Here is a 20,904-nt window from a genome sequence, read left to right on the forward strand (position 1 = left end):
GTACGTAGCCCACTGCTTGACGCACCACGTGGTGCACCACTTGAGGAAGGAACCCCCGATGGCGCAGCCGCGCCCGTCCTCCCCTGCCGTGCCCCCGGCACCCCAGCGCCTCGCGGCCACCATCGCGCCGCTGTCGCCCGCGCAGGAGCGGCTCTGGTTCATCCACCAGGCAGCGCCCGACTCCGCGGTCTACAACGTGCCGCTCCTGAGCCGCTGGCGCGAGCGCATCAGCGTCCCGGCGCTCACCGCGGCCCTGGCCGCGGTCGTCGCGCGGCACGAGGTGCTGCGTACGAGCTATGCGGTACGTGACGGGGCCGCGGTCCAGCACATGGCAGAGCCCGGCTCCGTCCGCGTACCCCTGACCGTCATCGAGTCGGGGCCGCCGGGCGATCCGGAGCTGGCCCGGGAGGCCCGCGCGCCCTTCGCCCTCGACGCCGGGCCGCCGCTGCGCTGCACGGTGTGGCAGGAGGGCGACGGGCCCGGCACCATGCTGCTCACCGTCCACCACATCGCGATCGACGGCTGGTCCCTCGGCGCGCTCTACGGCGACCTCGCGGACGCGTACCGGCAGGCGCTCACGGGCGCTCGGCCGGTCCTGCCGGAACTGCCCGTTCAGTATGCGGACTTCGCGGTCTGGGACCGTGCGGTCGCCGACGACCCCGCGCTGGAGGCCCGCGTCCGCGAACGGGCAGCGCGGCTCGCCGGGGCGGTCGGCGAACTTGAACTCGGGCCCTGCCCGCCACGCCGCCGCACCGCCGAGGGCGACCGTCGCGGCGAGCAGCACCGGTTCGCGCTCGACGCGGAGCTCTCGGCAGCGGTCGACGCCCTGGCCAAGCGGCTCAAGGTCACTCCGTTCGTCGTGCTGTTCGCCGCCTTCCAGGCCGTGGTGCAGCGCTGGACCGGGCGGCGTGAGTTCCTGCTCGGCACGGTCGCGGCCAACCGGCCGCACCCCGCGGTGGAGGGCCTCGTCGGCTTCTTCGTCAACAGCGTTCCGCTGCACTGCGCACCCGACCCCGGGGCCACCTTCGCCGAGCTGTGCACGGCGTCGCGCGGCGAGGCTTTCCGGGTCCTGGCCCATCAGAGGCTCCCGTTCGACCGGCTGACCGCCGCGGTCCGGGGCAACCTCGCCGACGTGGGATTCGTGCTCCAGAACGCACCGGCCGCCGACCCCGGGGGCCGCCACCCCTGGCACCCGCCCGTCCTGCTCCCTACCGGCACCGCCAAGCAGGACCTGTCCCTGATCCTCGAGTACGCGCCCGACGGCGGTCTTTCCGCCACCATCGAGTACGCGACCGACCGCTACCGGGCCCATACCGCCGCCCACGTCGCCGAGAGCTACCGTGCCCTGCTGACCGCGGCCGTCGCCGACCCGGAGTCGCGGCTGCGTGAACTCCCGGTGACCCGGCGGGCGTCGGGGGAGCTGCCGTACGGGGTACTGACCGGCGCCGGGCCCTCCGCACGCGGAACCGGCGCCCTGACCGTGCTGCCCCTGCTCGAACAGCGCCTCGCCACCGCCGCCCCGGACGCCGTCGCCGTCACCTGTGCGGGACGGAATCTCACCTGGGGTGAGCTCGATGCCTGGTCGCGGGCCGTGGCCGGGCATCTGCGGGCGCACGGCGTCGGGCGGGGAGACCTGGTGCCGGTGCTCTCGGCGCGGGGCGCGGCCCTGGTTGCCGCGTGGCTCGGGGTGCTGCGGGCCGGGGCGGCGTTCGTGCCGCTGGCCATGGACACCCCGGCCGCGCGCATCGAGTTCATCCTCGGCGAGACCGCGGCCCAAGTGGTGCTGGTCTGTGCGGAGGGCGCCGACCTCCTCGCCGGCCTCGACACCGGTGCCAAGCCGGTACTGCTCGACGAACTACGCTCACAGGGCGCCGGGTTGATGCCGTTCGCCGGTGAGCAGCCAGTCGGTGACGACCCCGCCGCGGTGATCTACACCTCCGGCACCACCGGCCGCCCCAAGGGTGTACTCGTCCCGCACCGTGGGCTGCTCAACACCGCGCAGTGGTGGGGCCGGGACTGCGGGCTCGGCCCGGACGACCGGCTGCTGCTCACCGCGGGCACAGCCTTCGACCCCGCCGCCTTCAACGTCGTGGAAGCCCTGCTGGCCGGCGCCCGCCTGATCGTCGCCGACGACGTGGAGCGGCGCGACCCGCGCGCCCTGCTCCGCCTGGTCCGGGGGCCTGAGGGCGCGACCGTCGGCGGCTCGCTGACGCCCAGCCTGCTGCACGCCATGCTGGAGGCCGACGAGGACAACGCCCCCGCCGGAGCGGCCGCCACCACCCTGCGCGTCCTCTATTCCGGAGGCGAGGCCCTCCCGCGCAGGCTGGCCACGGCGTGCGTACGCCGCTGGGACACCGCGGTCCGTAATGTCTACGGTCCCACCGAGGCGTCCTGCAACAGCACTTACGCCGTGGTCGACCCGGCCGACGACCGGGCCCCCGCGATCGGTGTGCCGCTGCCCGGCACCCGCGCCTATGTGCTCGGGCCGCACGGCGAGGAGCTGCCGCCGACCGTCCCCGGCGAGCTGTACGTGGCGGGCGCCGGTGTGGCGCTCGGCTATCTGAACCGGCCGGACCTCACCGAACAGGCCTTCCTGCCCGACCCGTTCGGCGCACCCGGCAGCCGGATGTACCGCACCGGCGACCGCGTGGTGCTGCGCGCGGACGGCAGCCTCGGCTATCTCGGCCGGGCCGACGACCAGGTCAAGATCCTCGGCAATCGGATCGAGCCGGGCGAGGTCACCCGCCTCATCGAGGAGAACCCGGCCGTCGCGGCCGCGGCCGTGCACGCGGTGGGGTCGCCGCCCGCGCTCGCCGCGTACGTCGAACTCGAAGACGAGTGCCGGGTCGGCGACGCACGCCCGACCCGCGAGGAGGTGGTCCGCCCGCTGCTGCGCTGGCTGCCCGCCGCCGTCCTGCCCGCCGAGATCTACGCCGTGGCCGCCCTGCCCCGCACGGTCAACGACAAGGTCGACTTCGCGGCCCTGGCCAGGCTGCGCGACCGGCCGCTGCCGCACGCCGCCCCCACCGCCGCACTCACCCCGGCGCAGCGCCGGGCGGCCGCCCTCCTCGTATCCGTGCTCACCCCTGCACCTGACCCGGAATCCCTCGGCCCCGACGCGGACTTCTTCACCCTGGGCGGACACTCGCTGCTCGCCGTCCGGTTGCTGGCCGAGGCCGAACGGCAATGGGGCACGGCCGTTTCGCTGCGGGCCTTCCTCGCCGAGCCGACCGTGGCCGGGCTGGCCCGCTGCCTGGCGGAGACGCAGGAGACAGCGGAGGGCCGGGACCGGAAACAGCACATGGCGCGTACCGCCGCCGAGTGGGACGCTCAGGGCCCGCACCCGGCCACTCCCGTACAACAGCGGCTCTGGTTCATGGACCGGCTGCCCGCCCAGCGCACGGCGTATCTCGCCCCCAGCGTCGTCGAGTTCACCGGCGCCGTGGACCGCGACGCCTTGCGCGAAGCCTTCGCCCGTACGCTCGCCCGGCACCCGGGCCTGCGCTCCCGCTTCGCGCTCGATGCCAAGGCCCGCAAGATCGTCTACCGCACGGACGGACCGGTCCCCGAAGTCGTCCTGCAAGACGGCACCGGCTGGACCGCAGCTGAACTCGATGCGCGCATCGGCGAGCTGTGCTGGACGCCGTTCGACCTCGCCGCCGACGCACCGGCGCGCGGCTCGGTGATCGCAGTCGCCGACGACCGCACACTGCTGGTGTACGGCGTCCATCACATCGTCTCCGACGGCTGGTCCCTGGAGCTGGTCATGCGGGACATCGCGCAGACCTACCGGGCTCTGACCACGGGCGTGCCGCTCCTCCTCCCGGAGCCGGGCCACCCGGCCGCGGTGCCCACGGACGGCGCGGGCGCGGTCACGGACGGGACAGAGAGGCTGCTCGCCGTCCTGCGCGGGGCGCCCACCGATATCGAGCTGCCGCACGACCGGGCGCGTACCAAGACGCAGTCGACCGACGCGGACCACCGCGAGGTACGGCTGACCGGTGAACTCCCGCAGCGGATCAGGGAGATCGCGGCGGAACAGCGCTGCACCACCTTCATGGCCGCGGCCACCCTCCTCGCGGCCGCTCTGGCCCGGCGCTCCGGCCAGCGGGACTTCCTGTTCGCGTTCCCCTGGGCGGGCCGCGACGGCGCCGGGCGTGCCGAAGCGGTCGGCATGTTCGTCAACACGCTGCTCGTACGGGCGGATCTGGCGGACGGACCGACCTGGCGTGAACTCCTCGCCCGAGTGCGGGAGTCGGCGCTCACCGCGTACCGGTACGCGGACACGCCCTTCGACGCGCTGGCCGCCGCGCTGCACCCGGACCGCGATCTGAGCAGGCCGCCCGTCACCCCGGTGTATCTGAACGCCGTCGACGAAGCGCCGCAGCCGCCGCGGCTCAGCGGTGCGGCAGGGGCCCGCTATGTGGTCCCGCCTCGGCTGAAGGCCAAGTACGAGCTGGAGCTGACCGTCACCGGCGGCGCGGGCGGCCTCGTCTTCTCCCTTGTCCATCTCACCGCTCTGTTCGACGGACCGACCGTCGACGAGCTCCTTGCCGACCTGGCGCGGGCCGCCCGCGACCTGTCCAACGATCCGGAGGCCCCTGTGCTCGAAACCGTTTCCCAGCCGAAGACCGACGCCCCGCGCACCCCGGACGAGCTCGCCGACCTGGTGGCCGACGCCTGGAGCGAAGTGCTCGATGTGCCCGAGGCGCCGCGCGACGTCAACTTCTTCGAGGCAGGCGGGGATTCGCTGCTGCTCATCGTGCTCCTGGACCGGCTCGGCGAGCTCACCGGGGGCGAGCTCGAAGCCGCCGATCTCTTCGAGCACAGCACGGTGGAGGCCCAGGTGGCTTTCCTCCTCGGCAGCGCCACCGCTGCCGCCGCCCCCGCCCCGCAGCAGCCGGAGACCGGCGTGGGCCGGGGCCGTTCCGGCCTCATCGGCCGCAACCGTCGCACTGCCTCGCCGGAGGGCTCCGCATGAGCCCCACCACCGACTTGAACGACGACGGGGCGATAGCTGTCATAGGCGTCGGCTGCCGCTTCCCCGACGCCTGGAGCCCGCACGAGTTCTGGCAGAACATCGCGACCGGTCAGGTCGCGATCCGGGACCTCGATCCCGACCGGCTGCGCGCGGCGGGCCTGAGCGAAGAGCTGCTCGCCTCGCCCGAGTACGTGAAGCGGGCGGCCGGCATCCCGGGCGCCGCGGAGTTCGCCGCCGACTTCTTCGGCTACTCGCCCTCCGAGGCCGAGGCCACCGACCCCCAGCAGCGCATTTTCCTGGAGACCTGCTGGCAGGCCCTGGAGTCCGCGGGCCACCCGCCGATCGGCGACAGCCTGGTCACCGGCGTCTTCGCGGGCGGCAGCCCCAGCACCTACCTCGCGGCCTTGCAGACTTCCCGAGCGCTGACCGGCGGTGTCATCGCGGCTGTCGACGACGTGGCCCTGCACCTGGGCGGGCTCGGCGACTTCCTGCCGTCCCGGGTCGCGTACAAGCTGGGGTTGCGCGGACCGTCCATCGGTGTGCAGACCGCCTGCTCGTCCTCGCTGACCGCAGTGCACTACGCGGTTCTCAGCCTGCTGTCCGGCGAGTGCGACATGGCCCTCGCGGGCGGCGCCTCGGTCAATGAGCCGATGCTCGGCTACCGCCACCAGGTGGGCGCGCTCTCCTCGAAGGACGGCTACTGCCGGCCGTTCGATGCCCGCTCGACCGGCACGTCCTTCAGCTCGGGCGTCGGAGTGGTGGTGCTGCGCCGGCTCTCCGACGCCCAGCGCGACGGCGACCCCGTGCTCGCCGTCGTACGGGGCACCGCCGTCGGCAACGACGGCTCCAACCGCTCCGGCTTCACCGCCCCCAGCCCCGCCGGGCTCGCCGACGTCGTGGCTGCGGCCCTCGATGTGGCCGGGATCCGCGGCGACCAGCTGCGTTACGTCGAGGCTCATGGTTCCGGTACCCCGCTGGGCGACCAGATCGAGCTGCGCGGACTGACCGCGGGCCTGCGGGCCGGTGCCGGGCCGGTGCTCACCGGGTACTGCGGCCTCGGCTCCGTCAAAGCCAATATCGGGCACTGCGGACCCGCTGCCGGTATCGCCGGGCTGATCAAGGCGATCCAGGTGGCCCGCACCGGCCGGCTCCCACCGCACCCGCTCTTCGAGCGCCCGCGCAACCCCGGCGTGCTTGCCGAAAGCCCCTTCACGATCTCCCGGGACGCTTCCGCCGTCGCCGACGGAGCCCCCTACACCCTGGTCAACTCCATGGGCCTCGGTGGCACCAACGCCACCGCGGTCATCGGTCCGCCGCCCGCCCCGACCCGCGCCCCGGCCCCCGAGCGCGAGCAGGCCAGGCTCGTCCTGTCGGCCCGCGACGAGGCCGAACTCGACGCAGTGGCCCGGAACCTGGCCGATGCCCTGGAGCAGGACCCGACCGTGCCGGTCGCCGATGTGGCCCACACCCTGCGGGTCGGCCGCACCGGCCAGGCTCACCGCCGCGTGGTGACCGTGCGCCCGGCCGACGACCGCGCCCTCCTCGCCGACGCCCTGCGCGCTCCCGCCGGGCCCGCGCCGAAGGCACTGCGCCGGGTGCAACTGGTGGTCTCGGCGCCGGCCGCGGCGGCCCGGCCCGTCCTCACCCGCCTGCACACCGCGTTCGGCGGACGTGCCGAGGTCGTCACGGTCACCGGAGACGAACTGGCCGTACCGGCAGGCAGGTTCACGATCCTGATCGGCCCGGGGGTGGACGGCCACTCAGGCCACCAGGCCCTAGAAGGCACGGAGATCGACCACGTCCTGCCGCTGGAAGACCCCGACGGCAACCCCGGAGACCCCGACGGCAACCCCGCAGACCCCGGAGACCCCGACTGCGGCAGTCCCGGCTCCAGGCCCCTACTCGCCGACCGACTGGACGCGGCCGTCACCGCCGCCTGGCTGCATGGCATCGAGGTCGACTGGGCAGCCCTCGCGGACGGCCGCGGACAGCGGCTCGCCCTGCCCACCTACCCCTTCACGCGCGGCCGCTACTGGGCCCTCGACCACCTGCCCCCGCCGGCCGCACCCCCCGCGCGGACCGCGGAGACCGCCCCCGCAGCCGTCGCCGCGCTGGGAGACGAAGCGCCGGGAGACGAGGCGCCGGACGAGGGCGACTCCGTACTGCGCGCACTCCTCGAGCTGTGGCGGCAGATCTTCGGCCGCACCGACCTCGGCCCGGATGAGCAGTTCGGCGAGCTGGGCGGTGACTCCCTTACCGCGATGCGCGTGGAGGCAGGCGTCCAGCGACAGTTCGGCGTCGCCGTGAACGTCTACCGGGTGGGCGGGGCCCAGGCCACCGCGCGCAGAACGGCCGAGATCGTACGCGGCCTCACCAGCGCACCGGACACCGCCGAAGCCACGGCCGCCCGCCCCTGTGCGGCACCGGCCCCGGCCACCGAGGCCGACCTGGTCGACGCCGACCTCCGCCTCCCTCTGGGCGAGGTGCACCCCCGTGCCGGAGTCGGAACCGGGGCCACGGCTGCCGGGGACACCCTGCTGACCGGCGCCACCGGTTTCCTCGACACCTTCGTACTGCACGAGCTGCTGAGGTCGGGCGAGGGCCGCGTGCACTGTGTGCTGCCCGTGGCCGGCGAGGCCGAGGGCCGGGAGCTGCTCAGGGCGCGGGCCGAGGCCTGTGCGCTACCGGCCCCCGACCCCGCACGGGTGCCGTTGCTGCTCGCCGGACCGGCCGGGCTCGCCGGGCTGTTCGCCGGGCCGGTGGCCGCTCAACTCCCGGCCGGGGTGGCCCGGGTGGTGCACACGCCCGCACCGTTCGGGCTCACAGGACCGTACGAGGAGCTGCGCGATGACACCGTCCTGCCGTTCGCCGCGCTGCTCACCTGGATGCGCGGCCACGGCATCGACGACATCACCCTGCTCTCCACCCTCAGCGCCTGCGGCGCCGGACTCGGCGCCGAGGGCCACGTCGAGGAGACCCGGGAACAGCCGCTGCGCCCCGGCATGCATGGCGGGGCCGTCGCCGCCTGGGTCGGCGAGCGCCTGCTGGGGCGGGCCGAACAGGACGGCATGCGGGTCCGGGTGTTCCGTACCGGGCTGCTGCTCGGCAGCGCCGCCTCCGGCGCCTGCGATCCCGACCACCCGCTGTGGCGGCTGCTCGCCGGCGCCTTGGCCGTCGGGGCGCATCCGAGGGACGAGCGTCCGCTGGCCGTGAGCCCGGTCGATCTCGCGGCCCGTGCCATCGCCGAACTCGCCCTCTCCCCGGTGTCGGAGGGCCGCGCCTACCACTTGGTCGGCGAGGACACCGTGACCGCACAGCGACTCTTCGAGCTGCTCGCGGCCGCGGACCGCCCGACGTCCACCGTCACCGAGCGCCAGTGGCAGCGCGACATCGCGCTGCGCGCCCTGGACCACGAGAACGAGACGCTCGACCCGCTCGCCCCGCGCGCCATGGGCCGGTTCGCCCTCGGCGCCACCCGGATCGAGGCCAAGGCCTGGCAGTCCTGGCTATGCCGCGGCGGCCACGACCCCCGGCCCACCGGCGAACTCCTGCTGCGCAGCCTCGATTTCGCCGCGCGGCGCCGCGGCGGCTACGCGGAGCTCCTCGGCCACGTGGCACTGCGCGAAGACGCCCCGCAAGGCACCCTCAGCACGCAAGGAACCCGATGAACGACCGCACGCTGTACGACTGGTTCGCGAGCTCCGTGGACCGTTACCCCGAGGAGCCCGCCCTGGAGGTGAAGGGCCAACCCCTCACCTACCGGCAGCTCGACGAGCGGGCCTGCGCGGTCGCCGCCGCACTCGTCGAGGCGCACGGCAAGCCCCCCGCCAGGGTCGCCCTGCTGGCCTCGCGCAGCCTCACCGCCTTCGCGGGCTATCTCGCCGCGCAGCGCCTCGGTGCCACGGTGACCCCGCTCAACCCGGGCTACCCGGCCCGCCGTAACCGTGCCGTGTGCGAGCTCGCCCGCGCCGACGTCCTCGTGGTGGACGACGCCGGCGCCGCCCAACTGGAGGCAGCTCAGGGGCAGTCGGGGCTCACCGTGGTCCGGCTCGACCACGACACGACGGCCGGGCTGCCGTACGCGCAGGGGATACTGCCGCCGCGTACCGCCACACCCGACGACATCGCGTACGTCCTGTTCACCTCCGGCTCCACGGGGCGGCCAAAGGGCGTACCGATCAAGCACCGCAATCTCGCGCCGTACATCGCCCACAACATCGAACGCTTCGAGGTCGGCCCCGGCTGCCGGGTCTCGCACACCTTTGACCTCACCTTCGACCCGTCGGTCTTCGACCTCTTCGTCACCTGGGGCGGCGGCGCCACCCTCGTCGTGCCGCAGCGCATCGAACTGCTCAAGCCGGTCGAGTACGTAGTCGAACGGTCCCTCACTCATTGGTTCTCGGTGCCTTCGGTGGTGTCCGTGACGGCGGGCCTCGGCAACCTGCCCGCGGGCGAGGCGACCCAGCTGCGCCACGGCATCTTCATCGGTGAGCAGCTGACCGACCGCCAGGCCCGGCTGTGGCGGGCGGCGGCACCCAAGGCGCGGATCGAGAACGTCTACGGCCCCACCGAACTCACCGTGGCCTGCACGGAGTTCAGACTCCCCGAGGACCCGGACGACTGGCCCGACTCGTCCAACGGGACCGTGCCCATCGGCCCCGTCTACGGCTTCCTCGACCATGTCGTCCTCGACGAGTCGGGCCGCCCCGCCGAGGAGGGCGAGCTGTGCATCCGCGGCTCGCAGCGCTTCGACGGCTATCTCGACCCGGCCGACGACGCGGGCCGCTTCCTTTCCTACGACCCGGCCGGCGACCACCCGGCCGAGGTCTACCGGGGCGAGGGCCCGCTCACCCCCGCGCACTACTACCGCACCGGCGACCGCGTCCGCCGGGAGAACGGCACCCTGACGCACCTCGGGCGCCTCGACAACCAGGTGAAGGTGCGCGGCTACCGCATCGAGCTCGGCGAGATCGAGTCCGCGCTGCGCCGCCACCCGGCGCTGGCAGATGCCGTGGTGGTGGCCGTACCGGGCCGCGACGAGACCGAGCTGGTCGGCTGCTACACGGGCGAGCCGGTGAAGCCCACCGACGTCATGCTCTGGCTGCGCAAGCAGGTGCCCGTGCACATGGTGCCGCGCCGCTTCGAGCAGCTGGCCGCCATGCCGCTCAACCCCAACGGGAAGATCGACCGCCCCGCGCTGCGGCAGCGGTTCTCCTAGCACCCGGACTGCGTCACACCCGGTCCGGTTCCGGCCCGGCCCGCAGCCGCCAACCATCCGGTCTCTACGAGAAGTTCAGGAAGTCCGATGTCGCTCCCGATCCCCACGATCCTCCGAGATCTCAAGCCCCCGCCCGGTGTGGTGCGCGTCCTCGCCGCGAGCAATCTGGCCCGGACGGTCGCCAACGGCTTCCTGCTCTCCGTCAGCGTGCTGTTCTTCATCCGCTCCGTGGGCATCCCGGCGGAGCGCGTGGGCCTCGGTCTCACCGTCGCCGCCGTCCTCGCGATGGTGGTGAGCATCCCGGCAGGGCAGCTGTCGGACCGGCTCGGCTCCCGCAACACCTCCGTGGTGTTCGGCGTCGTGCAGGGCGTGGTGGTCTGCGGCTACGCCTTCGTCGGCGGCTTCACCGGCTTCCTGGCCGTCGTCGCCCTTGCCTCGATGACGGACGCCGCGGGGGCGGCCGCCCGTGGCGCACTGATCGCGGAGGCCCTTCCGGCGGCCGAGCGGGTACGCGCCCGCGCTTATCTGCAGTCGGTCATCAACGTCGGGCTCTCGCTCGGCACCCTGCTCGGTGGCGCGGCGCTCGCCGCCCACTCCGCGGCGCTCTACACCGTGCTACTGCTCGGCAGCGGCGCCCTGTTCGTCGTCGCGGGCCTGATGTGCCTGCCGCTGCCGCCCACCAAGGCGGCGGCCGCGGCCAAGGACGGCGTGGACCGGCGGCATGTGCTGCGCGACGTCCCGTACCTGACCGTGGCGGCCCTCAACGCGGTCCTTGTGCTCGGCACCGACGCGCTGCTCACCGTGGCCCTGCCCATCTGGATCGCCCACCGCACCGACGCTCCGGCCTCGCTGTACGCCGGGATCATCTTCATCAACACCGCGATGTGCGTGCTGTTCCAGGTACGGATGAGCAAGGGTGCCGAGGACGTACACGGTGGAACACGCGCCCTCCGCAGATCCGGCATCCTGCTCGCCGTCGCCTGCGCCTGTTTCGCCCTGTCCGCCGGGCAGCCCGCCTGGGTCGCGGCCGTCTGCCTGATCGCCGGCGCCTTCGTCCACGTATGCGGAGAGATGCTGCACTCGGCGGGGTCCTGGGCGCTCTCCTACGACCTGGCTCCCGAAGACGCACACGGGCAGTACCAGGGGCTTTTCAATCTCGCGCAGCGGGTGGGCGCTGCCGTCACTCCGGCCCTCACCACCGCCGTGATCATCGGCTGGGGCTGGCCGGGCTGGCTGCTTTTCGGGGCGGTGGTGCTCGCCGGCGGTCTCGCCTTCCCCGCGGTCGGGGCCTGGGCGGCCCGCACTCGGGCACACCCGCAGCCGGAGCAACGAGCGGCCGAGCCCGCGGGGTCGACCCAGGCCTGACACCTGCTCCCAGGAACGACATCCACCCCGCCTCCCGTCCGCCAGATGGACCGTCAGAGAGACACACATGGACTTCAGCCTGTTCTACTTCGGCAACGACAGCACCGCGCCCGGCGACGGCGGCAGCCGCTACGACCTGGTCCTCGACGGAGCGCGCTTCGCCGATGAGCACGACTTCACCGCCGTATGGACGCCAGAGCGGCACTTCCACCCCTTCGGGGGGCTCTACCCCAACCCCGCGGTGACCGGCGCCGCCATCGCCGCGGCCACAAGACGGGTCGCGGTCCGCGCGGGCAGCGTCGTCGCACCGCTGCACCATCCGCTGCGGATCGCCGAGGAGTGGTCGGTCGTCGACAACATCTCCGGCGGCCGGGTCGGACTCGCCTTCGCCTCGGGCTGGCACGCGACGGACTTCGCGCTGCGCCCGGAGTCGTACGAGAACCGTCGTGAGGTCCTCCTCGACACCGTGCGGCAGGTCCGCGGGCTGTGGCGCGGCGAGGAGGCGGAGGTCGTCGACGGCACCGGCAAGACGCAGCGGGTGCGGTCCTATCCGCGTGCCGTGCAGCGCGAGCTGCCGGTGTGGATCACCAGCGCGGGTGGCATCGAGACCTTCCGCAACGCCGGCACGCTGGGCGCCGGCGTCCTGACGCATCTGCTCGGCCAGGACATCGACGAGCTTGCCACGAAGATCACCGCCTATCGCGAGGCCGTGGCCGCCCGCCCCGACGCCGACGGCTGGCGGGGCCACGTCGTGGTGATGGTCCACACCTATCTGCACGACGACGAGGACACCGCCCGGGACCTGGTCCAAGAGCCACTGCGGGACTACCTGCGCACCTCGGTGGGGCTGCTCCTCGGTTCGGGAGCCCACACCGGTGCGCGGCGCCTCGATCCCGCCAAGCTCCGCGAGAAGGACCTGGACTTCCTGGTGGACCGGGCCTTCGACCGCTATTACGACGACGGCGGGCTGCTCGGCACCGTGCCCAAGGCGGCCCGGGTCGTCGAGCGCCTCAAAGACCTCGGTGTCGACGAGATCGCCTGCCTCATCGACTTCGGGCTGCCCACGAAGGTCGTCCTCGACGGCCTTCCGCAGCTCGACGCGCTGAAGAAGCTGAGCGCATGAGCGGGGCGGGAGAGCTCCTGACCGGAGCGGACGAAATCCTCGACAGCACACAGCGGCCGGCCGCGCCCCCGGCCCTCACGGCAAGGGCCGCGGACCCGGACGCCGGAGCCGCGCGGCGGGCCTTCCGGCAGACGGCGGGCCGGTTCCCCACCGGTGTCACGGTGGTCAGCACCGTCGTCGACGGGCAGCCGCACGGCACTACCGTGAACTCCTTCACCACCGTGTCGATGGACCCGCTGCTGGTCCTCGTCTCGCTGGGCCGCAGCTCCCGGCTGCACGACCACGTCCTGAACGGCTGGCGGTTCGCGGTCACCGTGCTCTCCGACCGGCAGGAGGGCGACGCCCGTTGGTTCGCCGACCCGGCCCGCCCGGTGGGACGCGAGGCCTTCGGCGGACGGCCCTGGAGCGCGGCACCGTACTCCGGCGCACCCGTACTCCTCGATGGTGTCGCCTACTTCGACTGCGCGGTCGAGGACGCTCACCCCGCGGGCGACCACACCCTGCTGCTCGGCCGGGCCGAGTCCTTCGGTGTGCTCTCCGACCGGCCCGCGCTGCTCTTCTCCGACAGCCGATTCGCCCCGCGCAAGGAGCGCCCGTGACCCGTGTCTTCATGTTCCCCGGCCAGGGCGCACAGCACCTCGGCATGGGAAAGGACCTGTTCGACCGCTTCCCCGAGAAGACGGCGCAGGCCGATGACGTCCTCGGCTACTCGATCCGGGAGCTGTGCCTCGACGACCCGGAAGGCAGGCTGGCCCACACGGAGTTCACCCAGCCCGCCGTGTACGTCGTCAACTCCCTTGCATACGCGGCTGCCCTGACCGAAGAAAGCGCCCCGGACGTGGCCATCGGCCACAGCCTGGGCGAGTACAACGCCCTCGCGGCGGCCGGGGTCTTCGGCTTCGCGGACGGGCTGCGGCTTGTGACGGCCAGGGCCCGGGCCATGGCCGCGATCACCGACGGTGGCATGTCCGCCGTGAGCGGCATGGACGAGGCGGTGATCCGACTGCTGCTCCGCCGTGCCGGGCTCGAGTCGGTCGAGGTGGCCAATCTCAACACCGCCGACCAGTCGGTCATTGCCGGACCGCTGGCGAAACTGACGGCGGCGGCCACCCTGCTGCGCGGCTCGGGCGCCCACAGCGTCCGTGAGCTGAACGTGAGCGGCCCCTTCCACACCCGCCATATGACTCCGGCGGCGGCCGCCTTCGCCCCGGTGCTGCGCGCCACCGCCCTCGCCGCCCCGGCGTTCCCCGTCCTCGCCAACCGGACCGCGCGGCCGTACACCGCCGATTCCCTGATCGAGCTGATGCGGGACCAGATCGACCACCCGGTGCTCTGGCAGCGGACCGTCGAACAACTTGACGGCCCCGGCACGGAGTTCAAGGAGATCGGAGTCGGCACGGTCCTCACCCGCTTGCTGCGCGCCATCCGCGGCTCGGCCCACGGCGCGGCCGGGGCCCCCCGCCCCACTTCCCTGCACATCGCCACCGCACCCCGCTCCGCCACGGCCACCGCAGCCGCCGCGGCCACCGCAGACAAGGACAGGGCATGACCGAACTCGCCACCACAGCCGCCTCTGTGATCCGCCCACGCCCGGTCGACGACCCGGAGCTGCGGCTGTTCCTGCTGCACCACGCGGGCGGCTCGCATCTCGCCTACCGGGACTGGGCTCCGCGCTTCCCGGCCTCCTGGGACATCTGCCTTCTGGAGGCGCCCGGCCGCGGATCCCTGAGCCAGCTGCCCGCCCACGTCACCGCCCCGGGGCTGTCCGCCCATTTTCTGGATGCCGTGGCGCCGCGACTGGACGTGCCGTTCGCGCTCTTCGGACACAGCATGGGCGCCCTCATCGCGTACGAGATGACACAGCAGCTCGCCGAACGCTTCCTGCCGGAACCCGCATGGCTCGGCATCTCCTCCTGCGGGGCCCCCTTCGAGCCGGCCGCCGACGCCGGCCCACCCATGTACACCCTGCCGTCACCGCAGCTGCGGGACGCCCTCGCGGCCATGGGCGGACTGCCCCCGGCCATCGTCGAGGACGACGACATCTGGCAGCTGTACGAGCCGCGGCTGCGCGCCGACTTCCAGGTGGTCGGCGGGTGGCATCCCCGCCGGGCGGGCGCGGACCGCATCGCCGTCCCCTGCTCGCTCTTCGGCGGCGAGGACGACGCGGTGGTCACCCCCGGCCACTTGATGGAGTGGGCCGCGGGAGCGGACCAGCTCATCGGGCAGCACCTCTTCGCGGGCGCGCACTTCTACTTCGACGGCATGACCGACGCGGTCGTCGCCCAGATCGTGGAGGAAATCGACACGGCCCTGCCAGGAACGGCCAGTTGGTGAATCAGGGGCTGCCGTCCCGCCGCCCCGCCCCTGTCACTTCGTCAGAAGCCACCAGACCCGGTCGTAGGCGAGGACGTGATAGGCGACGAGAGCGACGAGGAACCAGAGGGCGACGCGGCGGATCTCCAGCTGGTGGAGGGCGGCGACCGCCCCGAAGAACACGGCGAGTTCGAGGAGCAGCCGGAGCGGGCCCGGTGTCTCGAAGTCGGTCTCGCCCGAGCGCGACTCGTCGCCCGACACGGCGAAGGCTCCCCAGGCCCAGCCGACGAAGACGGGCAGGGCGATCACGGTGAGCCGGCGCCATGGTGGTGGTGTCCTGCGCCATGCCCACAGACCGAGGCAGCCCAGCGCGAAGAGTTCGAAGAGGAAGCGGATCAACAGCATGGCCGGGTTGTAGGCCAGAGCGATGGTGGTCAACGTGCACCCCCAGGGTCGGTGACGTGAGGGGAGCATAATTACGCTACGGCCGTTGCGTAAAGGAGGTGGTCCGGTTAAATTCGTTCCCATGACCACCACTGCCCGGCGCGGCCGCCCCCGGGGGGAAGGCACCGACGCCCGCATCCTCGCGGCGGCGCACGAACTGCTCCTGGAGCGCGGGTACGAGGGCTACTCGATCGACGAGGTCGCCCAGCGGGCCAAGGTCGCCAAGACCACGCTCTACCGGCGCTGGCCCACCAAGGACCACCTCATCGTCGCCGTCGTCGCCAAGATCCAGGACGACGTCCCGGTGACGGACACCGGAGACATCCGGCACGACCTCGTCGCGTATCTCGAAGCCATCGCGGCGGGCCTGGACCGCATGCGCCGGGTCGGAGCGTCGGTGGACGGCCCGTCGGCCGGCCTGGTCGCGGAGCTCGTCGCAGCCGCCGCCCGCCATGCGGACGTGGGCCAGGCCGTACGGGCGGTCTTCGCCCGTCGCAACGCAGTGCCGCTCGCACTCCTGGAGACCGCGCGGGCACGCGGCGACCTGAACGCCGACGCCCAACCGGACCTGATCTTCGACGGCTTGGCGGGCGCGGTCTATTACCGCCTGCTGATCACCGGCGAGCCCTTCAGCGGCGACTACGCCTCCCGCCTCGTCGACCAGGCCCTGGCCGGAGCCCTAGCACCGGCCCCGCGCGCCGAACGAAGCTGATCGCTACCGGGGTTCGACTTCATGTCTCACTTCCGAGAGCACTTTCGAATCGTGCCTCACCCGAAGGGTCGGCCGCGCACGGCTGGACGGACGACCAGGTGTGGTCCGCCGCCCGGGTGCGCACGCTGATCGGGCAGAAGTTCCACCTCTTGCAGCGTCTCCGTAGTGATGTTCACGAGTTTGGGCAGTACCGGGCCTTCCTCGCGGGCCGTGAACTTCGCATCGCGATCACGGATGAGGTGTCTGAACTGGCCGGCGTCCTCGCCCAGGATCAGCAGGAGGTTCCTGGCCTGCTGGGTGACCCAGGCGCCGGTGGGGGAACTGGGGCCAAGTCTGCTCAGCGGCACGCCGGGGCGCGGGCGGGAGTCCGGCGGCACGCAGCAGCCGGCGGAACGTGGAGGCACCGACGCGATGACCGAGACGGCGCAGCTCGCCCTGAATTCTGGAGTGCGGTCCTTCGTTGCCTTACACCTCCTGCCGTGCTGACAGGTCTTGCTAGTGGCTCGATCGGAGCGCGCAGTAGACGGAACATTGCCGGGGTTGCCACCCAGAACATGCCGATGATGAGAGCCGTCAGGCAGTACACAGCCTGACCTGTTTCGGGTTTGCCTTCAGGCTTCGCGAGCCACCCCAGGGCCACAGCCTCAACTGAAACAAGCGCGAATACGACCACAAGCCAGGTGATCCCCAAGAAATAGGTACGCACCAACCTCTTGGTACGCCGTCGCGCCTCGGGTAGCAGGGCCTCGAACCGAGCACGCACCGCCTCCACTTGCTCTCATGTCGGCTCACGGGGAAGGGGCTCAAGGGCAAGGCGAAGTTCCTCGGAGTTCGCGGTGAGCGATTCGTTAAGGATCTTGCGGTGTTGGTCCACCTCCACCACGCCCACGAGCACAATCACGGGCGAGACTGCGGCAACCGTCGCAGCGAAGGACTCTGTCATCTGCATGACGTCAGGCTTCCCCCGCTGGACGGCGACGCACGCCAACAGAGGGGGTGGGCATGCCCAACCACTACAGCAACCCGGTCACCAAAGAGGACCGCGATGCTGTCCGCCGCGTCCACGCGCAAGGCCATGGCCGCAACGAGATCGCCCGCCGCGTAGGCCGCCCACAGCGCGCCATCGGCTTTACGAGCAGCTCTAGCAGCCTGCCACGATCTACAGATTCGGCGGCGCCTTCGCCCGTTGGGGTCGGCTGGTGAACCTTACGTGGGCATGGCGGACGTCGCGGTTCAGCCTGGTTCACGGGTACGGATCCCTTCCAGGAACTCATCACGCATCCCGCGGCCTCCTGTGACTGCAGGGGGCCGCATACAAGGCAGCGCTCCTCGACGGCCTCGCCTCACTCTTGCGGTAGTGGGCTCGGCATCTACAAGCCCGACGGCGTCTACACCGCGGCCGAGTAGGGGTCCAGTGGAGCCGTACTTCCGCGTATGACGTCGCACGGCTGCCAACAGGGGTTCAGAACTCCGAATCCAGGTCGTGCACTTGACTGGGGGTCAAGGGGTCGCAGGTTCAAATCCTGTCGTCCCGACGGAAACGTCGCAGGTAGGGGGTCACCTTCGGGTGGCCCCTACTTCGTGTTTGGGAGCGTCTTTGGGAGCGGGGAGCCGCTCTCTGTGCTCCCACGGAGAATCTCTGCCGCCCGGTCTGGTGTGTGAGACAAGGGGGCGCGCTGTGCGCCCCCTTGCCCTAATACTCGTCAAGTGGCCCTGCTAGCGCATCGCCTGCTCGGCTTCGGCCGCAGTGGTCACGCCGGAGAGACCGCCTCGGCGGAGTCCTGTACGGGTACCAAGATGCCGCTTGAACTGCACGGATTGGGAGTGTTCTGGTTGCTCAGTGGTCGGAATAGCTGAAGTCGCCCACGGTCCAGGCGTTGATGTCCTCGATCGCGACGCGGTACATCCCGCCGGTTTCCGGGATCCCCACCGTGACCTGCAGGATCCGGGCGACGTGGAAGTGCAGATGCGTCGGCGGCCCGTTCTTATCCGTGGCTGTATCGAAGATGACGGAGAACTCCCCCAGGTGGGTGGAGTCCGTCAGGACCTCCGCGACACGCTGGCGCCACACTGTTTCGGGAGCCAGCCGACCGGTGATGACAGCGCCACCGGTCACGACGGTCAGGGACATCTGATTGCTCTGCCCGGACTCCACCAGGGCGGCGATGGCAACGAGCAGCTCATCATGCTTCGACATGGGCGAATTGTATTCGCCGACGCTCCAGCTGCTTCAACGGTGGTGCTACCGGGCGAGACGCGCCCTCGCTGGCTTGCCGCCGGAGGCTAGGCGTCGGCGGCCGGGCGAGTGATCGCGGTGGTGCGGGCGAGGCGGTTGGCCATGGGCCAGCGAAGCCTCCGGTGCAGCCATACCGGTCGGGCGCGTCCGAGGAAATCTCGGGCGCTCTGGCGACGCTCATGCCCGGTCCCCGTCTGCTCTGGCCCTGTGGCCCGGCAGGCAGCCCGAGAACCAGGCGATGAACGCCTTGCTCCCACCCTCCGTCACCGTTCGAGGCCGATTGCCTCACTGGCGGGCATCCGGAAATCTATGTCGGCCGAGGTAGACATTGGGCGGTGGTGTGGTTATGGTTTCTCTCGTAACCCAGAGAGACAGCAGGGCCCGGCAGGGATGAACTGCCGGGCAGCAGTACCCGCAAGTGCAGTACTGGTAAGTGCAGTTCGCAGTACCCAGCAGTGAAGGTAAGTGAGCAACACCTCGGTGAAGGCGTCGGCTGCGGGCGCGCGCATCGGGAGGTTCGGCAGTGGGGTTCTAAGCCAGAGCAGATGCAGGAGAGGCGACGGGGCTGGCTGTCGAAGCGTGACGCTTACTCAGGTCGCCAGCAGTACGCACCACCCAGCAGTACGCAGTTCCCGTAGGTAAGTAAGTGGTTCAAGAGGGAAACGGAGGAGCGAGACGCCATCAGGATCGCCCGGACGGCATGACAGGTCCGGGTACCGCAGGACATCGATAGTGAGGTGGTCTCCGGTCAAGCAACCGCGATCCCCGCGATCCCGACGCCTTCCAGGTCGGGTCAGCGGAAACAGAAGGCCGGCGCAGTATCAGGGCCGGCAGATGATGGTGTAGCAGTTTCCTTCGGGGCCCGGGTGCCAGTACGGCACCCGGGCCCCTCCACGCGTTCACGCGTTCCATAGAGAGGTGCAGATGACAGCAGACGACTCGTTCAGCCGTCTCGATGACGACGACTACCCCGCCTACACCATGGGCCGGGCCGCCGAAATACTCGGCACCACCCAGGGCTTCCTGCGTGCCATCGACGACGCCCGCCTGATCACCCCGCTGCGCTCCGCGGGCGGACACCGCCGCTACTCCCGCTACCAACTGCGCATCGCCGCCCGCGCCCGGGAACTCGTCGACCAGGGCACCCCGATCGAGGCTGCCTGCCGCATCGTCATCCTGGAAGACCAGCTCGAGGAAGCCCAGCGGATCAATGCCGAATACCGCCGCACCGCAACCGCAGGCTGAGACCTGAAACTTCTTCAGGATCTTGCGCGACGGAACATCTCCGCTCGCGCGGGATGCGCAACTTCCGGTGCTTCCCAGTCGACTGTGCCTCCAGCCGACTATCAGTCGGCGTTTCCCGCCGAGGTCCGTGCGGCATCAGGGGTCGGGACGGCGCCCGTGTCCTCGGCGACTGCGGCCTTCGCCGGTACCCCGATTCCGAGCTTCTCGAGGATCTTCTTCTCGATCTCGTTGGCGAGGTCGGGGTTGTCCTTGAGGAAGTTACGGGCGTTCTCCTTGCCCTGGCCGAGCTGGTCGCCCTCGTACGTGTACCAGGCGCCTGCCTTGCGGACGAAGCCGTTCTCCACGCCCATGTCGATCAGGCCGCCCTCGCGGCTGATGCCCTGGCCGTAGAGGATGTCGAACTCGGCCTGCTTGAAAGGTGGGGCGACCTTGTTCTTGACGACCTTGACGCGGGTGCGGTTGCCGACCGCGTCAGCACCGTCCTTCAGGGTCTCGATGCGTCGGATGTCGAGCCGCACCGACGCGTAGAACTTCAGCGCACGGCCACCGGTCGTGGTCTCCGGCGAGCCGAACATCACGCCGATCTTCTCGCGCAGCTGGTTGATGAAGATGACCGTCGTCCTCGTCTGGCTGAGCGCGCTGGTGATCTTCCTGAGCGCCTGGCTCATCAGACGGGCCTGCAGACCCATGTGGGAGTCGCCCATCTCGCCCTCGATCTCCGCGCGCGGCACCAGGGCCGCGACGGAGTCGATGACGATCAAGTCGATCGCGCCGGAACGGATCAGGATGTCGGCGATCTCCAGGGCCTGTTCACCGTTGTCCGGCTGGGACAGGATGAGGTTGTCGGTGTCGATGCCGAGCTTCTTGGCGTACTCCGGGTCCAGAGCGTGCTCGGCGTCGATGAACGCCACCGAGCCGCCGGCCTTCTGCGCGTTCGCCACGGCGTGCAACGTCAGCGTCGTCTTACCGGAAGACTCCGGCCCGTATACCTCCACCACACGGCCGCGGGGCAGACCGCCCACACCGAGCGCCACGTCCAGCGCGGTCGATCCGGTGGGGATCACCTCGATGGGCTCATTGGGCCGCTCGCCGAGGCGCATGACCGCACCCCTGCCGAATTTCCGCTCGATCTGTGCGAGCGCGGTGTCCAGCGCCTTTTCGTGATCGGTTCCTGCCATGAGCTTTCACCCGGTCCGATTGTGTGGCACGCCGCACGTCGGAGGACGTGAGCGTCTACTGCCGACAACGGACGTCTCGGAGATCCCAA

14 protein-coding genes and 1 pseudogene are annotated in these 20,904 nt (G+C 71.3%); 10 read left to right on the plus strand and 5 right to left on the minus strand.

The genetic code is table 11. The features are described from left to right. Nucleotides 1-58: 58 nt before the first annotated feature. The 8 genes from ACWGI2_RS05780 to ACWGI2_RS05815 all read left to right on the plus strand — a co-directional run bounded on the left by ACWGI2_RS05780 (nucleotide 59) and on the right by ACWGI2_RS05815 (nucleotide 15,021). A complete protein-coding gene (locus ACWGI2_RS05780; RefSeq protein ID WP_453694215.1) occupies nucleotides 59-4,981 on the plus strand; it encodes an amino acid adenylation domain-containing protein in 4,923 nt (1,640 codons plus the stop codon). Next, a complete protein-coding gene (locus ACWGI2_RS05785) occupies nucleotides 4,978-8,649 on the plus strand; it encodes a beta-ketoacyl synthase N-terminal-like domain-containing protein (RefSeq protein WP_453694217.1) in 3,672 nt (1,223 codons plus the stop codon). The genes ACWGI2_RS05780 and ACWGI2_RS05785 overlap by 4 nt, the downstream gene beginning before the upstream one ends. Next, nucleotides 8,646-10,199: an amino acid adenylation domain-containing protein gene (locus ACWGI2_RS05790; protein WP_453694219.1), complete on the plus strand. Its 1,554-nt coding sequence runs from the start codon at nucleotides 8,646-8,648 to the stop codon at nucleotides 10,197-10,199. The genes ACWGI2_RS05785 and ACWGI2_RS05790 overlap by 4 nt, the downstream gene beginning before the upstream one ends. Nucleotides 10,200-10,286: 87 nt before the next feature. Continuing rightward, entirely contained in the window at nucleotides 10,287-11,564 is a 1,278-nt protein-coding gene (locus ACWGI2_RS05795; protein WP_453694221.1) for an MFS transporter, read from the plus strand. Nucleotides 11,565-11,631: 67 nt separating this feature from the next. Then, nucleotides 11,632-12,687, plus strand: a complete 1,056-nt coding sequence (locus tag ACWGI2_RS05800; protein WP_453694223.1) for a MupA/Atu3671 family FMN-dependent luciferase-like monooxygenase — start codon at nucleotides 11,632-11,634, stop codon at nucleotides 12,685-12,687. Further along, nucleotides 12,684-13,286, plus strand: coding sequence for a flavin reductase family protein (locus ACWGI2_RS05805; protein ID WP_453694225.1), 603 nt, complete (start codon nucleotides 12,684-12,686; stop codon nucleotides 13,284-13,286). Before ACWGI2_RS05800 ends, ACWGI2_RS05805 begins: the two co-directional genes overlap by 4 nt. Beyond that, nucleotides 13,283-14,236 carry an ACP S-malonyltransferase gene (gene fabD / locus ACWGI2_RS05810; RefSeq protein ID WP_453694227.1) on the plus strand — a complete coding sequence of 318 codons (954 nt, stop codon included), beginning with the start codon at nucleotides 13,283-13,285 and terminating at the stop codon, nucleotides 14,234-14,236. Before ACWGI2_RS05805 ends, fabD begins: the two co-directional genes overlap by 4 nt. Next, nucleotides 14,233-15,021 (plus strand): thioesterase II family protein, encoded by a 789-nt coding sequence (locus ACWGI2_RS05815; protein WP_453694229.1) that lies wholly within the window; start codon nucleotides 14,233-14,235, stop codon nucleotides 15,019-15,021. The genes fabD and ACWGI2_RS05815 overlap by 4 nt, the downstream gene beginning before the upstream one ends. A gap of 33 nt (nucleotides 15,022-15,054) precedes the next feature. On the opposite strand, the gene ACWGI2_RS05820 is transcribed toward ACWGI2_RS05815, so the two are convergent. After that, nucleotides 15,055-15,438 (minus strand): YrdB family protein, encoded by a 384-nt coding sequence (locus ACWGI2_RS05820; RefSeq protein ID WP_453694230.1) that lies wholly within the window; start codon nucleotides 15,436-15,438, stop codon nucleotides 15,055-15,057. Between the two features lie 88 nt (nucleotides 15,439-15,526). Here ACWGI2_RS05820 and ACWGI2_RS05825 point away from each other — a divergent pair, with 88 nt between their 5' ends. Next, a complete protein-coding gene (locus ACWGI2_RS05825; protein WP_453694231.1) occupies nucleotides 15,527-16,156 on the plus strand; it encodes a TetR/AcrR family transcriptional regulator in 630 nt (209 codons plus the stop codon). Between the two features lie 206 nt (nucleotides 16,157-16,362). Here ACWGI2_RS05825 and ACWGI2_RS05830 read toward each other — a convergent pair. From ACWGI2_RS05830 to ACWGI2_RS05840, 3 genes and pseudogenes are all read right to left on the minus strand, one after another. Next, a pseudogene (locus tag ACWGI2_RS05830) lies at nucleotides 16,363-16,600 on the minus strand (integrase); the annotation flags it as partial. A gap of 334 nt (nucleotides 16,601-16,934) precedes the next feature. Beyond that, complete coding sequence (locus tag ACWGI2_RS05835) at nucleotides 16,935-17,105, minus strand: hypothetical protein (protein WP_453694232.1); 171 nt, start codon at nucleotides 17,103-17,105, stop codon at nucleotides 16,935-16,937. 888 nt (nucleotides 17,106-17,993) lie between these two features. Beyond that, entirely contained in the window at nucleotides 17,994-18,353 is a 360-nt protein-coding gene (locus ACWGI2_RS05840) for a hypothetical protein (protein WP_453694233.1), read from the minus strand. 963 nt (nucleotides 18,354-19,316) lie between these two features. Between ACWGI2_RS05840 and ACWGI2_RS05845 the strand changes: the two genes are divergently transcribed. Beyond that, nucleotides 19,317-19,637 (plus strand): MerR family transcriptional regulator, encoded by a 321-nt coding sequence (locus ACWGI2_RS05845; protein WP_453694234.1) that lies wholly within the window; start codon nucleotides 19,317-19,319, stop codon nucleotides 19,635-19,637. Nucleotides 19,638-19,738: 101 nt separating this feature from the next. On the opposite strand, the gene recA is transcribed toward ACWGI2_RS05845, so the two are convergent. Beyond that, the gene (gene recA / locus ACWGI2_RS05850) at nucleotides 19,739-20,815 is read right to left on the minus strand and encodes a recombinase RecA (protein WP_453694235.1); all 1,077 of its coding nucleotides are present in this window, start codon (nucleotides 20,813-20,815) and stop codon (nucleotides 19,739-19,741) included. Nucleotides 20,816-20,904 lie beyond the last annotated feature (89 nt).

Source organism: Streptomyces sp. NPDC054866, assembly GCF_053610745.1.

Excerpts from the sequence above, each read along its gene's own strand:
- ACWGI2_RS05785 (WP_453694217.1), top strand. The coding sequence starts at position 4,978 with ATGAGCCCCACCACCGACTTGAACGACGACGGGGCGATAGCTGTCATA.
- ACWGI2_RS05835 (WP_453694232.1), bottom strand. The coding sequence starts at position 17,105 with ATGCAGATGACAGAGTCCTTCGCTGCGACGGTTGCCGCAGTCTCGCCC.
- ACWGI2_RS05805 (WP_453694225.1), top strand. The coding sequence starts at position 12,684 with ATGAGCGGGGCGGGAGAGCTCCTGACCGGAGCGGACGAAATCCTCGAC.
- ACWGI2_RS05845 (WP_453694234.1), top strand. The coding sequence starts at position 19,317 with ATGACAGCAGACGACTCGTTCAGCCGTCTCGATGACGACGACTACCCC.
- ACWGI2_RS05825 (WP_453694231.1), top strand. The coding sequence starts at position 15,527 with ATGACCACCACTGCCCGGCGCGGCCGCCCCCGGGGGGAAGGCACCGAC.
- recA (WP_453694235.1), bottom strand. The coding sequence starts at position 20,815 with ATGGCAGGAACCGATCACGAAAAGGCGCTGGACACCGCGCTCGCACAG.
- ACWGI2_RS05780 (WP_453694215.1), top strand. The coding sequence starts at position 59 with ATGGCGCAGCCGCGCCCGTCCTCCCCTGCCGTGCCCCCGGCACCCCAG.
- ACWGI2_RS05790 (WP_453694219.1), top strand. The coding sequence starts at position 8,646 with ATGAACGACCGCACGCTGTACGACTGGTTCGCGAGCTCCGTGGACCGT.
- ACWGI2_RS05795 (WP_453694221.1), top strand. The coding sequence starts at position 10,287 with ATGTCGCTCCCGATCCCCACGATCCTCCGAGATCTCAAGCCCCCGCCC.
- ACWGI2_RS05815 (WP_453694229.1), top strand. The coding sequence starts at position 14,233 with ATGACCGAACTCGCCACCACAGCCGCCTCTGTGATCCGCCCACGCCCG.
- ACWGI2_RS05800 (WP_453694223.1), top strand. The coding sequence starts at position 11,632 with ATGGACTTCAGCCTGTTCTACTTCGGCAACGACAGCACCGCGCCCGGC.
- ACWGI2_RS05840 (WP_453694233.1), bottom strand. The coding sequence starts at position 18,353 with ATGTCGAAGCATGATGAGCTGCTCGTTGCCATCGCCGCCCTGGTGGAG.